The organism is Lysobacter sp. BMK333-48F3, from assembly GCF_019733395.1.
GTDB lineage: Bacteria > Pseudomonadota > Gammaproteobacteria > Xanthomonadales > Xanthomonadaceae > Lysobacter.
In genome coordinates, this window is sequence record NZ_JAIHOO010000001.1 from 2,982,004 (window position 1) to 2,995,586 (window position 13,583).

14 protein-coding genes are annotated in these 13,583 nt (G+C 70.8%); 8 read left to right on the plus strand and 6 right to left on the minus strand.

Annotation, left to right across the window (positions count from 1 at the left end; translation table 11 throughout):
- The first annotated feature begins 60 nt into the window (after positions 1–60).
- Positions 61–1,053, plus strand: a complete 993-nt coding sequence (locus K4L06_RS12675; RefSeq protein ID WP_221671704.1) for a zinc-dependent alcohol dehydrogenase family protein — start codon at positions 61–63, stop codon at positions 1,051–1,053.
- A gap of 36 nt (positions 1,054–1,089) precedes the next feature.
- Entirely contained in the window at positions 1,090–1,479 is a 390-nt protein-coding gene (locus K4L06_RS12680) for an MAPEG family protein (protein ID WP_221671705.1), read from the plus strand.
- Between the two features lie 4 nt (positions 1,480–1,483).
- On the opposite strand, the gene K4L06_RS12685 is transcribed toward K4L06_RS12680, so the two are convergent.
- Entirely contained in the window at positions 1,484–1,741 is a 258-nt protein-coding gene (locus K4L06_RS12685; RefSeq protein WP_221671706.1) for a GIY-YIG nuclease family protein, read from the minus strand.
- A gap of 226 nt (positions 1,742–1,967) precedes the next feature.
- Between K4L06_RS12685 and K4L06_RS12690 the strand changes: the two genes are divergently transcribed.
- Both K4L06_RS12690 and K4L06_RS12695 read left to right on the plus strand, forming a co-directional pair.
- A complete protein-coding gene (locus K4L06_RS12690) occupies positions 1,968–2,987 on the plus strand; it encodes a fatty acid desaturase (RefSeq protein WP_221671707.1) in 1,020 nt (339 codons plus the stop codon).
- Positions 2,988–3,127: 140 nt separating this feature from the next.
- Positions 3,128–3,442 (plus strand): metalloregulator ArsR/SmtB family transcription factor, encoded by a 315-nt coding sequence (locus K4L06_RS12695; RefSeq protein WP_221671708.1) that lies wholly within the window; start codon positions 3,128–3,130, stop codon positions 3,440–3,442.
- A gap of 226 nt (positions 3,443–3,668) precedes the next feature.
- On the opposite strand, the gene K4L06_RS12700 is transcribed toward K4L06_RS12695, so the two are convergent.
- Entirely contained in the window at positions 3,669–4,715 is a 1,047-nt protein-coding gene (locus K4L06_RS12700; protein WP_221671709.1) for an SRPBCC family protein, read from the minus strand.
- Positions 4,712–5,749, minus strand: a complete 1,038-nt coding sequence (locus K4L06_RS12705; RefSeq protein WP_221671710.1) for an acyl-CoA desaturase — start codon at positions 5,747–5,749, stop codon at positions 4,712–4,714. Before K4L06_RS12705 ends, K4L06_RS12700 begins: the two co-directional genes overlap by 4 nt.
- A gap of 146 nt (positions 5,750–5,895) precedes the next feature.
- On the opposite strand from K4L06_RS12705, the gene K4L06_RS12710 reads away from it, so the two are divergent.
- Positions 5,896–6,771, plus strand: a complete 876-nt coding sequence (locus K4L06_RS12710) for an AraC family transcriptional regulator (protein WP_221671711.1) — start codon at positions 5,896–5,898, stop codon at positions 6,769–6,771.
- A 43-nt stretch (positions 6,772–6,814) separates the two neighbouring features.
- Complete coding sequence (locus K4L06_RS12715; protein WP_343225757.1) at positions 6,815–7,861, plus strand: serine hydrolase; 1,047 nt, start codon at positions 6,815–6,817, stop codon at positions 7,859–7,861.
- 10 nt (positions 7,862–7,871) lie between these two features.
- Here K4L06_RS12715 and K4L06_RS12720 read toward each other — a convergent pair whose 3' ends face one another.
- Both K4L06_RS12720 and K4L06_RS12725 read right to left on the minus strand, forming a co-directional pair.
- Positions 7,872–8,366, minus strand: coding sequence for a GreA/GreB family elongation factor (locus K4L06_RS12720; RefSeq protein WP_221671712.1), 495 nt, complete (start codon positions 8,364–8,366; stop codon positions 7,872–7,874).
- Between the two features lie 106 nt (positions 8,367–8,472).
- On the minus strand, positions 8,473–9,042 hold the full coding sequence (locus K4L06_RS12725; protein ID WP_221671713.1) for a hypothetical protein: 570 nt from the start codon (positions 9,040–9,042) through the stop codon (positions 8,473–8,475).
- Between the two features lie 489 nt (positions 9,043–9,531).
- Here K4L06_RS12725 and dbpA point away from each other — a divergent pair, with 489 nt between their 5' ends.
- Positions 9,532–10,953, plus strand: a complete 1,422-nt coding sequence (gene dbpA / locus K4L06_RS12730) for an ATP-dependent RNA helicase DbpA (RefSeq protein WP_221671714.1) — start codon at positions 9,532–9,534, stop codon at positions 10,951–10,953.
- Positions 10,954–11,013: 60 nt separating this feature from the next.
- Here the strand turns inward: dbpA and K4L06_RS12735 are convergent, their stop codons facing one another.
- On the minus strand, positions 11,014–11,409 hold the full coding sequence (locus K4L06_RS12735) for a DoxX family protein (RefSeq protein WP_221671715.1): 396 nt from the start codon (positions 11,407–11,409) through the stop codon (positions 11,014–11,016).
- A 705-nt stretch (positions 11,410–12,114) separates the two neighbouring features.
- On the opposite strand from K4L06_RS12735, the gene K4L06_RS12740 reads away from it, so the two are divergent.
- Positions 12,115–13,530 (plus strand): M1 family metallopeptidase, encoded by a 1,416-nt coding sequence (locus K4L06_RS12740; protein ID WP_255595105.1) that lies wholly within the window; start codon positions 12,115–12,117, stop codon positions 13,528–13,530.
- Positions 13,531–13,583: the final 53 nt, after the last annotated feature.

Sequence of the window (13,583 nt, forward strand, 5' to 3'; positions counted from 1 at the left end):
GACGACCCGTCGCGGCGTACTTCCGCGGCCTCGCCCGAGGCCCTCTGACGGAGCCAGGCGATGCTCAAGGCGCAATATTCCCATCGCGGCCCGGTGCCGCAGGACGTGATCGAGGCGGTGCCGTTCGAGGCGCCGCCGCTGCAGCCCGGCCAGGCATTGATCGAGGTGCTGGCGGCGCCGATCAATCCGTCCGACCTGCTGACCCTGACCGGCGAATACGGCCTGCTGCCGCCGTTGCCGGCGGTGGGCGGCAACGAAGGCGTGGGCCGGATCGCGGCGCTCGGTGCCGACGTGGACAGCCTGCGCGTCGGCCAGCGGGTATTGCTGCCGATCGGCGGCGGCAGCTGGACCACGCACCGGGTGGCGCCGGCGCAGGGGCTGGTGGCCTTGCCCGGCGAGGGCGACCCCAAGCAGTTGGCGATGATCACCATCAATCCGCCCACCGCCTCGCTGCTGCTGAGCGAATTCGCCACGCTGCACCGGGGCGACTGGGTGATCCAGAACGCGGCCAACTCGGCGGTCGGCGGCTATCTGGTCCAGATCGCGCGCCAGCGCGGCCTGCGCACGATCAACGTGGTCCGGCGCGAGTCGGCGGTCGCGGCGGTGCGCGCGCTCGGCGCCGACGTGGTGCTGGTCGACGGCGACGATCTGGCCCGGCGCGCGCGCGAAGCCGCGCAGGACACGCCGATCCGGCTCGGCATCGACGCGGTCGGCGGCGTCGCCACCCAGCGCATCGCCGAGGCCCTGGGCGAGGGCGGGGTGGTGGTGAACTACGGCGCGATGAGCCGCGAACCTTGCCAGATCTCGCCGGCCGCGTTCGTATTCCGCGACGTCAGCCTGCGCGGCTTCTGGCTGTCGCGCTGGTTCCAGCAGGCCAGCCCGCAGCGGCGCGCGCAGGTGTTCGGCGAAATCGCCCACGCGGTCGCCGCCGGCACCCTGAGCGCGCGGATCCAGGCTACGTTCGGCCTGGACCGGATCAAGGACGCGGTGGCCGCGGCCGCGGCCGGCGAGCGCGACGGCAAGATCCTGCTGTTGCCGAACGGGCCGGTCTGAGCGGCCGGGCGACCGGCGCCATGGGAGAACCGAGGCATGAGCGTGGAACTGCAGATGCTGGCCTGGTCGATCGCCCTGGGCATCGTCCACCTGCTGGTCAACGCGGGCTTCATGACCGCGCAGCGCGGCCTGCGCTGGAACGCCGGCGCGCGCGACGGCACGCCCGAGCCGCTGACCGGGGTGGCCGCGCGGATGGAGCGGGCCTGGCGCAACTTCCTCGAGACCTTCGCCCTGTTCGCCGCGGCGGTGCTGGCGGTGCAGGCCGCCGGCCGCGGCAGCGACGAGACCGCGCTCGGCGCGCACCTGTATTTCTGGGCCCGGCTGGTCTACGTGCCGGTGTACGCGGCCGGCATTCCCTACCTGCGCTCGGCGGTATGGGCGGTGGCCTTGTGGGGTCTGCAGAAACTGCTGTGGGCGCTGTTCTGAGCGCTCAGGCGGTCGCCGCGGCGGCGCACAGGGCGCGCTTGGCCGGCGCGCTCAGCTGCTTGATCGCGTACTCGGCGCGCAGCGCCGCCGAGCGGTCGGGGTGCGGGAAGCGCGCCAGCAGCCGCGCCGGCGGGTGCGAGCGGGTGTAGCGCGCGCCCTTGCCGGCGGCGTGCTCGGCGTAGCGCCGCTCCACGTCGACCGCGATGCCGGTGTAGAGGCTGCCGTCGCGGCATTCGATGACGTAGACGTACCAGGCGGACATGCGCCATAGCCTAGCCGTTGCCGGCCGGCCGGCCGGCAAGCCGGGAGGCGATCCGGCCGGCAGGGGCGGCTTGGCCCGGCCGGGCGCCGCGGCGCTTGCGCCGCAAGGCCTGTCGCGCGTCGTATTGCGAAACATGGCGCGCGATCACAAACATACGTAACCGCACGTCATTGCCAGGTCGCAATGGGCTCACCACAATGCGGCGTCCTCTTCGAAGAGCCGCCGCTTGAACGCCGACGCCGAATCGCCTGTAACCGCCCGCAACCTGCGTCAGCTTTGCGCGCACTTCGCCCAGCCCCACCTCGGCCGGGCCGTTTGGCAATTGATCAACACCCTGGTGCCGTTCGCCGTCCTGTGGGCGCTGATGGCCTGGAGCCTGATCGGCGACTGGGGCTACGGCTGGACCCTGCTGATGGCGATCCCGGCCGCCGGCCTGTACGTGCGCACCTTCATCATCCAGCACGACTGCGGCCACGGCTCGTTCTTCGCCAGCAGCCGCGCCAACGACCTGGTCGGCCGCTGCCTCGGCGTGGTGACCCTGTTCCCCTACGGCTACTGGAAGAAGACCCACGCGATCCATCACGGCACCTCGGGCAACCTGGACCGGCGCGAGATGGGCGACATCGTCACCCTGACCGTCTCCGAGTACCGCGCCCTGTCCTGGTTCGGCCGCCTGCGCTACCGCCTGTACCGCAGCACCCCGGTGCTGCTCGGCGTCGGCCCGGTCTACCAGTTCGTGATCAAGCACCGTTTCCCGTTCGACCTGCCGTTCACCTGGAAGCGCGAGTGGGCCAGCGTGCTGTTCAACAACCTCGCCCTGGCCGTGGCCATGGTCGGGTTCGGCTACGCGCTGGGCTGGAAGACGGTGTTGCTGACCCACCTGCCGATCGTGCTGATCGCCGGCGCGGCCGGGGTGTGGCTGTTCTACGTCCAGCACACCTTCGAGGACGCCTACTGGACCCGCAAGGACGACTGGAACTCGCACGCCGCGGCGATCGCCGGCAGCTCCTACTACGACCTGCCGCGGATCGTGCATTGGTTCACCGGCAACATCGGCTACCACCACATCCATCACCTGGCCAGCCGCATCCCCAACTACCGCCTGCGCGAGGCCTTCGAGTCCAGCCCGCTGCTGCAGGCGGCGCCGCGCCTGACCCTGTGGTCGAGCCTGAAGTGCGCGCGGCTGAAGCTGTGGGACGAAGAGCTGCAGCGCATGGTCGGCTACCCCAAGCGCGTGCGCGCCTGAGCCGCGCGCCCCGCGTCGCGGCCGGCCGCACGGGCCGCCGCGGCCGGCGAAACGCCGAAGCAATTAACTTATTCGCTAATTAAGCACCGCTATAATCGACCGGCACGCGAACGGCGTGCGACCGGCGACGGCGGTGCCCCATGACGCAGGACAAGATCTTCGAAGCCCTGGCCTCGTCGCCGCGCCGGCAGATCCTGGCCTTCCTGTCCGAGCGCGAGCTGACCGCCGGCGACATCGCCGCGCGCTTCGAGATGAGCGCCCCGGCGGTCTCGCGCCATCTGTCGGTGCTGGTCAACGCCGGCCTGATCGACAGCGAGCGCCGCGGCCAGTTCGTGGTCTACCGGCTAGTGCCGGACCACCTGGTCAACACCCTGACCCAGTTCGCGTTCGAAATCTGCCCGATCGGCGGCCCGCTCAAGCGCGAGAGCCGGCGGGCGAAGAAGGCGGCCGGCTAGGGCGCGGCCGCCCGACGCAACCCAGATCGCGCGGCGACTTGCGTAGTGTGAGTGCTCTGGCTCTTGGGGCATGAGCGACAGCAACAGCAACAGCAACAGCAAATCCCCCCTGGCCCCCCTTTTTCAAAGGGGGGAACCGCGGCTTCAAAGGGGGAACCGCGGCGCTGGTCGAGGAGACAGGCCGTGCGAACCATGGTTCCCTTTGAAACAGGGCGCGAGCGATCGTTTACTCCTGCGCTGCAAGTCCCGTCGGCGCTGCAGCGGCGGCTTCGGCGCGATGGCGGTAGAAGTCGAGGATGACCTGGCTGAAGTCGCCGATCAGCCAGTCGGCGACCGGCACCGCGTACCAGTTGAAGCCGGTGCTGACCCGGTATTCCATCCGGATCGCCAGTTCGGTCGCCGACCCGCGCGGGGTCAGGGTGTAGGTGGTGTCGCCCAGGTCGAAGTAGTGGCCGCCGATGCGGACGTGGTCGTCGAGCGCGCGCGGCGGGACCGAATCGGCGTCGAACAGGTACTGCCAGCGCACCCGCCGCTGCGGTTGCCAGTCGGACGACATCTGCCGGAAGGCGATGCCGCGGCCCATGCGCACCTCGCGCACCAGCCCGGTCGGGGTTTCGTGGGTCAGGCCGAACAGCGGCACCGGCACGCCGATGCGGTACATCCAGGCGCGGTCGACTTCGCCGGCGCGGATCCGGTCGGCGTCGAGCAGGTGGGTCCAGACCTCGGCCGGCGCGGCCTGCACCAGCACCGTGCGTTCGACCGCGCGATAGCGCACCGGCGTGTCCTGGCCGACGCCGGCCAGGCCGAGCAGCAGCGGCAACACGGCGATGCCGTACACGGTCGGGGTCTTCGACCAGCCGGCGTGGCGGCAGATCAGGCCCATCACCACACCGCCGAGCGAGCCCAGCAGCAGGAAGATCGGCAAGGCCAGCAGCACGCAGATGATGCCTTCCCATAGCGCGGCCATGCTGCCGATCAGCACCAGCACCACCGTCGCCATCGGCGCGAACACGTGGTAGCGGACGCTGCGCGCGCGCAGTCGCTCGGCGACGAACACGGTGACGGCGCCGACCGCCGCCGGCGCGAGCAGGAAGAAGATCGGCAGCATCGGCGCGAAGCGTTCGCCGGGCTCGCCGTCGAAGATCCAGCGCAGCGCCAGGCCGACGGCGGCGCCGATCAGCACCGGCACGGTTTCGGCAAGCAGCGAGGGCCGTCGCGCGGCAGGCGGGGTTGGCGTCGGCGGCAGCGGAGGCAAGGGCGGGAAGTCGGTCATCGTGGCAAGGCCGGGGCGAGCGGGCAGCGGCAGGAGCGCGTCGCGGCGACGGCGCGCGGCGGCAGGGGCGAGAGGTCGGTCATCGCAGGCGACGAAACCGCAGGCGGATCGTCGAGGCGTTGCAGTTCCGGCCGCGGCGGCAGATCGGCCGGCAGGCGCAGGCCGCGCACCAGGCCGATGCGTTCGCAACCGCGCAGCAGCCACCAGCCCGGATCCCATTCGCCCGGATACAGCCCAAGCCGCGCCGAGCCGGGGAAGGCGTGGTGGTTGTTGTGCCAGCACTCGCCCATGGTCAGCAGCGACACGAAGCGCACGTTGCGGCCCTGCACCGCGGCGCCGCGCACCTCGTGGCGCATGCCGCCGTGGTTATGGGCGAAGTAGCCGATCAGCCAATGGCCGAACACCCCGGCGACCACGCGCGCGCACACGCCCCAGAACACCCAGCCCCAACCGCCGACGGCGAGGAAGGCCAGCGCCCAGGGCAGGTGCTGCAGCATCCAGGTGCGTTGCAGGAACCGGTAAAAACGGTCGCCGGCGATGCGCGGCTCCAGTTCGATCCGCGGCGGGCGGTCCAGGCGCAGTTCGCAGTGCAACTGCCACCAGGCGTCCAGCAGCGGCGGGCGGCGATGGGCTAGGTAGTCGTGGCAGTCGGGCAGGCGCTGGGCGTAGTCGCGCAGGTCGTGGGTGCGGACCAGGCCGATCGGCCCGGCCAGGCCGACCTGCACGCCGCAGTACACCAACAGGTATTCGAACCACTTCGGGCAGGCGAAGCTGTCGTGGATCAGCTTGCGGTGCATGCCCAGCGAATGGCCGAGCAGCAGCACCGTCGCGGTGGCGACGACGAACAGGCCGAACGCGTCCCAGCTGAAAGTAAGCGCGCCGCCGAGCGTCGCGCCCAGCGCCATGGCCGAGAACCACAGCGAGCGTATCGGTTCCCAGACCACGCGCCCTTCGCTGACGCTGGCGATGCTGGCGCGGGCATCGGCCTGCGGACGGACCCGGTGCGCGTCGAGACTGACCGGCAATGCGTGCATGACCTCTCCCTGTCCTGGACGGCGGCGCGGGCGGCGCCCGGCGATCAATGGATCAGCAATTAACTAATTTGCTAAATATTTCGACGCCGGCGGACCCTGCCGTCAAGCACGTGCCGACGAACGGTCGCGGCGGCTAAGCTCGGCCGATGTCCGCTATCCGTTTCGCCCATGGCGTTTTCCTGGGCCGCTGCGACCTGCGCCGCGAGGCCGAGGGTTTCAGCTTCGCCGAGCTGTCGCCGACCGTGCCCGAGGCGCTGGTCCAGACCCATCGCCACGACGACGCGCATTACGTGCTGCTGCTCGACGGCGTCTACCTCAGCAGCGCGGACGGCGCACCGGCGCTGTGCCGCGGTCCGGCGCTGATCTACAACCCGCCCGGCACCACCCACCGCGATTGTTTCCGCAGCGAGCATGGGCGCTTTTTCACCCTGACCGTATCGGCGGAACGCGAGCGCGAACTCGGCACGGCGCTGAACCTGCCGGCGCAGGCGCTGTGGCAGGACGACGCGGCCGCGTTGTTGCCGGCGCTGCGCCTGCTCGCCGCCTGCCGCGCCTGGGACGAAACCGCGGCCTTGAGCGGCGAGGCGCTGAGCTGGGAGCTGCTGGCCCACACCGGGCGACTGGCGCTGGAGCGCAGCCTGCGCCCGCCGGGCTGGTTGCGGCGGGTGCGCGAACAACTGCGCGACGAATGCGCGCGGCCGCTGCGCATCGCCGACCTGGCGCGCACCGCCGGCGTGCATGCGGTACACCTGGCGCGCGAATTCCGCCGCCACTACCGCTGCGCGCCCGGCGACTACCTGCGCCGGCTGCGCCTGGAGCGCGCGCTGGCCGCGCTGGCCGACCCGCGCCTGCCGCTGGCCGAGGTCGCCGCGCAGGCCGGTTACGCCGATGCCGCGCATCTGGGCCACGCCTTCCGCCGCGGTTACGGCCTGACCCCCGGCGACTACAGGCGCCTGCGCGCGGCCTTGCTGCCGCGCGCGCAGGTTGCGCGCAGACAATCGCGCGCCGCCGCGGCGGGTTAATCTGCCGGCCGGACAACAGGGAGCGGAATCGATGGTCGCGAGGGTGCGTGGATGGATGCTGGCGGTCGGGCTGGCGTGGGCGGCAACGGGGCAGGCCGCAACGGTCGCGCCGGAGTGGCGCGAGTTGGATGCGGCGCTGCAGCGCGGCGACTACCAGCAGATCACCAGCGTGCTGATCGCCCGCGACGGGCGCCTGGTCTACGAAGGCTATTTCCACGGCAGCGACGCGCAGACCCGGCACAACACCCGCTCGGCGACCAAGACCGTGACCGGCATGCTGGCCGGCCTGGCGATTGCCGACGGCCGCATCGCCTCGGTGCAGGCGCCGGTGCTGCCCTGGCTCGGCGCCGGACGGACGGTCCAGAACCCGGATCCGCGCAAGCAGGCGATCAGCGTCGAGGACCTGCTGACCATGAGCTCGGCGCTGGAGTGCGACGACTGGAATACCTGGTCGCGCGGCAACGAAGAGCGCATGTACCTGATCGAGGACTGGGTCGGCTTCTACCTCGACCTGCCGATCCAGGGCTATCCGGCCTGGATGCCGAAGCCGGCCGATTCGCCGCACGGGCGCAGCTTTCGCTACTGCACCGCCGGCGTCACCGCGCTCGGCGCGGCGGTCCAGGCCGCGGTCGGCCGGCCGCTGCAGGACTACGCGCGCGAGCGGCTGTTCGCGCCGCTGGGCATCGAGGCGCCGGAGTGGCAGTTCTCGCCGCTGGGCCTGGCCCAGGGCGGCGGCGGCCTGGGCCTGCGCAGCCGCGATCTGCTCGCCCTGGCCCAGCTTTACCTCGACGGCGGCCGCCACCAGGGCCGCGCCTTGATCCCGGCCGATTGGGTGCGCGCTTCGATCGCGCCGCACGCGCGCATCGACGACGACACCGAATACGGCTATCTGTGGTGGCTGCACCGCCTGGCCTACGCCGGCGGCACGATGCGCTCGTATGCGATGAACGGCACCGGCGGCAACAGCGTGCAAGTCCTGCCCGAGCAACGCGCGGTGGTGGTGATCACCACCACCAACTACCAAGTGCCGAAGGCGCCGAAACTGACCCAGCGGCTGCTCTCGGAACAGGTGCTGCCGCAGTTGAAATGAGCGCCGCGGCTCAGCCGTAGTCGATCGCCAGCACTTCCACCGCCAGGTCGCCGGCCGGACGTTTCCACAGCGCGCTGTCGCCGACCCGCGCGCCGTGCAACGCGCGCGCCAGCGGCGAGACCCAGCTGATCAGGCCGCGCTCGGGGTCGGCCTCGTCCTCGCCGACGATGCGGTAGACGTGCTCTTCGCCGGCGCCATCGATCAGCTCGATCCGGGCGCCGAACGCGACCCGGTCCGCTTGTTGGCGCTCCGGGGCGATGGTGATCGCGCTGAGCACGCGCGCCTGCAGCCAGCGCAGTTCGCGCTGGAGGTGGGCGCGCTCGAGCAGGGCGCCGGTCGCGTCGGCGTCGATCGCGCCGAGCCGCCGGCCGGCCTCGTCCAGGCGCGCGCGCAACAGGTTCATGCCGCGCGGGGTGACGTAGTTCGGGTGCTCGCTGATCGGCAGCTCGGGCAGGTCGAGGGACGACGGTTCGCCGTCGCCCTCCTTGACGAAGGCTCGGCTCATGCGGGGAGAGTCGTATCGAACATGCGTCGACGATAGTGGCAACGATGTTGTGACCGAGTGAGCAGTTTTACTCTCAGTGTGATGCAGTGTCCATCCGCTCCTGCGCTCAGCTGACGAAGTCGTACAGGCGATAGATCCACGACAGCTGGTAGACCAGGCTGGCGGCGACGAAGGCGCGGTGGAAGGCCTCCGAGCGGGTGCGCATCGCGACCAGGCACAGGACCACGTAAGCCAGGTTGCGCAACGGGTATTCCAGGCCGAAAGCCTCGAAATAGCGCCGGCCCTTGATCAGGGTGTCGCCGAAGTCGATCACGTAGGAGGCGGCCATGATTCCGAAGAACCATCGCCGCCGCGACAGGAAGTAGTCGCGCCAGCCCTCGTAGTCGCCGATGTCGTCGGGGAACAGCAGGGTGCACAGCAGGAACAGCACCACGACGTACAGGATCAGGAAGGCGAACGAGACGAAGCTCCACTGGCCGACATGGACCAGGCGGAACTCCCACCACCAGAAATGCGCCAGCAGGGTGAACATCGACAGCGCCCAGGCGATGTGCACGCCGTAGACGCGCTCGCGCCCGGGGTGCTGGACGAACCGAGCCAGGCCCTTGAGCAGGGTGGTGATGGCCAGGCCGAGGACGATGCCGAGCAGGACGCGGATGTGCAGGAACTGCTCCATGACGGTCTCCGGGGCGGGGGCTGGATCAGGATAGGCTTTGCGGCGTGGGGCAAAAAGCAAGAGCGAGAGCAAGAGCAAGAGCAAAAGCAAATCCCCCCTGGCCCCCCTTTTTCAAAGGGGGGAAGGGCGAAGGCTGGGGCGGGAGAGATTCGGCAGCGGCTGCGGTCCTGCGATGCGATTCGACCAGGGTGGTCGGGCGCGGTGGCGCAGGGGCGCGCGATCCTGGGCTCCCTTTGAAACTGGCCCCCTTTGAAAAAGGGGGCTGGCGCCCGGCGCGAGTACGAAGCCCGACGTGTGCGGCGGCGCGGGGGGGGGCCTTTGCCTTCGGGCAAAAGCAAAGCCAATCCCCCATGCCCCCTTCCAAAGGGAGGGAACAGCAACGGCAAGGGGCGACAGAGGGCCGGGAGGCGACCTGGCGCAGGCGCGTTGAACGGGGCGCCCAACCGGCGCCCCGGGCGCAAGCACGGCGCGAAGCTGCGATCATGGCGCATGACCGATCTTTCCCCGACCGCCGGCGCCGACGCGACCGGCGCCGCTCCGGCGGCTTTCGACGCCCTCCCGCTGACCCCGGCCCTGCTGCAGGGCGTGGCCGCGGCCGGCTATGCGGCGATGACCCCGATCCAGGCCCGCGCCCTGCCGGCCGTGCTCGAGGGCCGCGACCTGATCGCCCAGGCCCCGACCGGCAGCGGCAAGACCGCCGCGTTCGGCCTGGGCCTGCTGCAGCGCCTGGACCCGGCGGCGATCCGCACCCAGGCCCTGGTGCTGTGCCCGACCCGCGAACTGGCCGACCAGGTCGGCCAGCAGCTGCGCAAGCTCGCCTTCGCCATTCCCAATCTGAAAATCTCGGTGCTGTGCGGCGGCATGCCGCTGGGCCCGCAACTGGCCTCGCTGGAGCACGCCCCGCACGTCGTGGTCGGCACCCCGGGCCGCCTGCAGGAACTGCTGAGCAAGCGCGCGCTGCAGCTCGACGGCCTGCGCACCCTGGTGTTCGACGAGGCCGACCGGATGCTCGACATGGGCTTCGAGGAGCCGATCCGGGCGATCGTCGCCAAGACCCCGAAGTCGCGCCAGAGCCTGCTGTTCTCGGCGACCTTCCCCGAAGCGATCCGCGAACTGGCCCGCGCCGCCCTGCGCGATCCGGTCGAGGTCACGGTCGAAGGCGCCAGCCAGGCGCCCGCGATCGAGCAGTACTTCTACGAAATCGAACCGGCCAAGAAAACCCCGCTGCTCGGCGCGCTGCTGTTGGAATACCGGCCCGAGTCCTGCGTGGTGTTCTGCAACATGCGCCGCGACACCGAGGAAGTGGTCGGTTCGCTGAGCCACTACGGCTTCACCGCCCTGGCCCTGCACGGCGACATGGAGCAGCGCGACCGCGACGAGGTGCTGGTGCGCTTCGCCAACCGCAGCTGCAACGTGCTGGTCGCCAGCGACGTCGCCGCGCGCGGGCTCGACGTCGAGGACGTCGGCGCGGTGATCAACTACGAACTGCCGACCGACCCGGACGTGTACGTGCACCGGATCGGCCGCACCGGCCGCGCCGGCCGCGGCGGGGTCGCGCTGAGCCTGTGCGCGCCGCGCGAAGTCGCCCGTGCCGAGCAGATCGCGCAACGCCAGGGCCAGCCTCCGGCCTGGCGCCGCGCCCAGCCGCTGGGCGGCAAGGCGCACAACGCGCCGGCGGCGCCGATGGCGACCCTGCGCATCGACGCCGGCAAGACCGACAAGCTGCGCCCCGGCGACATTCTCGGCGCGCTGACCGGCGAAGCCGGGCTCAAGGCCGAAGCGATCGGCAAGATCAACGTCTACCCGACCCGGTCCTACGTCGCGGTCGCGCGCGGCCAGGCCGCGGCGGCGCTGGCGCGCCTGCGCGAGGGCAAGATCAAGGGTCGCAAGTTCCGCGTCGCGCGGATCTGAGCGCGACGCGTCCAGTGTCCCGATGGCGGACGCCGCGTCGCGGCGTCCGCGCGGCCGGGCCTACTTGCCGTTGAGGCTGTAGCGTCCCGGGCCGGCCAGGGCGATCGCCACCGCGGCGGCGACGAACATCGCCTGCAGCTCGATCGCCCAGCCGCCTTGTTCGTTGAGCTGGGCGAGTTGACCCAGATGGACCAGGCCGATCGCCACCAGCATGTTGGCCGCGATCAGCGCCGCGCCGAGGCGCGCATGCCAGCCCAGGATCAGCAACAGCGGCGCCAGCACCTCGCCGACCAGCACGCCGTAGCCGAAAAAACCCGGCAGGCCGTGCGCCTGCAGCATGCCGACGATGCCGTCGAGGCCGCCGCGCAGCTTGGCGATACCGTGCAACAGGATCAGCGCGCCCAGGCTCAGGCGCAGCAGCAACAGGGCGAGATCGCGGGACTTCTCGGCGTTCATGGCGGCTCCGGCGGACGGGGAGGGCGCCTGCAGCTTACGCCTGTGGCGTGGGCGCGATGCGAAGCGGCGAGGGAGCCGCGGCAGGGCGCTGAAGTCCGTGGATGCCCGCCTTCGCGGGCATGACGGCTTGGCAGCGCGCGGGACGGAAGCTGGCAAAAGCCCGGGGCGCAGAGAGTGAAGCACGCTCTACTCCCTGCATCCCTTGGCAGTTGCGGGCACACCGAGCGACGCGACCTTCCTATCGTCGTTCCCGCGAAGGCGGGAACCCAGGGCGTCATCGCGACAGGGCGCTGAAGTCTGTGGATGCTCGCCTTCGCGGGCATGACGGCTTGATGCTGCGCAGGAACGCGTCGCCGCCCAGCGCACAGGTCGGCGGGCGCACCGAGCGCCGCGACCTTCCTATCGTCGTTCCCGCGAAGGCGGGAACCCAGGGCGCCATCGCGACGCGGGCTGAAGTCTGTGGATGCCCGTCTGCGCGCGGCATGACGGTTGCGGGGTGCGCGGCGCGAAAGCCAGGGACGGAGGGTGTTAAGCGCGCTTAACACCCTCCGTCCCTTGGATGCTCTTTGCACGCCGAAGTTTCCCGAACGGCAGTCGAACCGCAGGCGCACGATGGGTTCAGTCGCGGTTGCGCATCGGCGATCATCGGCGCCGACTTGGATCATCACGGATCGCCGGCATTCCGGCAGGGACAGGACGCGCCTCATGCACCCGCTCACCCCGCACACGACTTCGGCATCGCCTCGCGCGCAGGGTTCGCGCCGTTGGCGCTGGGGTGCGGCCGGAGCATTGGCATTGGCCAGCGGCGTGGCGTTGGCGCAGGGCGAATCGCCGCGTGCGGGCAGCGGCATCGACGTGCTGCATTACACCGCGCAGATCGAACCCGACCTGGCCCAGCGCAGTCTGCGCGGACAAGTCGCGATCCGCTTCCAGACCCTGGTCGCGGGGCAGCAGCAGATCGAATTCGACGCCGGCGAACTGCAGGTCGAATCGGTGCGCGAAAACGGCCAGGCATTGGCCTTCGAGAAACTCGACCAGCGCCTGCGGGTGAAGCTGCCGGCGCCGGCCGCGGCCGGGCAACGGCGCGAGATCCAGATCGTCTACCGCGGCGCGCCTAAGTTCGGCCTGGAGTTCCACCCCGAGCGCAGCGAGGTCTATACCGTGTTCTCGACCAGCCAATGGCTGGTCTGCGTCGACGCGCCGCGCGAACGCGCCACCCTCGACCTCAGCTTGACCGTGCCCAGCGGGCTCAAGGCGGTCGGCAACGGCCGCCTGCTCGCGCGCACCGCCTTGGGCGGCCACCGCCAGACCTGGCGCTGGCGCCAGGACCTGGCGATGCCGAGTTATGTCTACGGCTTCGCCGCCGGCCGCTACCAGGAGGCCGGCGGCAGCGGCGACCGGGTCGAGCTGCGCTATCTGTCGGCGGAACTGTCGCCGCCGCAGTTGCGCAAGGTGTTCGCCGACACCGCCGACATGCTGCGTTTCTTCGGCCGCCGCGCCGGCATCCGCTACACCGGCAGCTACAGCCAGGCCCTGGTCGCCAAGACCATCGGCCAGGAGCACGCCGGCTTCGCCCTGATGTCGGAGGCCTATGGCCGCGAAGTGCTGGAAAAACCGCAGGCGCAGGCGCTGATCGCGCACGAGGCCGCGCACCAGTGGTGGGGCAATGCGGTCACCTGCCGCGACTGGAACGAGTTCTGGCTCAACGAAGGCTTCGCCAACTTCATGGCCGCGGCCTATCTGCAGCACCGCTACGGCGAAGCCGCGTACCGCGAGCAGGTCGAGGGCTGGAAACGGCGCCTGGACAAGCTGCGCGAAACCGGCAAGGACCACGCGCTGATCTACGAGCGTTGGCTCAAGCCCAGCGCCGACGACCGCGCGGTGGTCTACCAGAAGGGCGCCTACGTCCTGCACCTGTTGCGCGAGGAACTCGGCGAGCGCGCGTTCTGGCGCGGCGTGCGCGCCTACACCCGGGCCCATTACGGCCACTCGGCGACCAGCGCCGATCTGCGTCGCGCGATGGAGCGCGCCAGCGGCCGCGACCTCGGCGGCTTCTTCGCGCGCTGGGTCGAATCGGCCGAACCGGCGCCGGCACGGGCCACGGGCGCGCCCGGCCGCTGACCGTCGCCAGGACCGGAGGTCGGGCGGGTAGTGTGCCGTCCGACCCGCAGGTT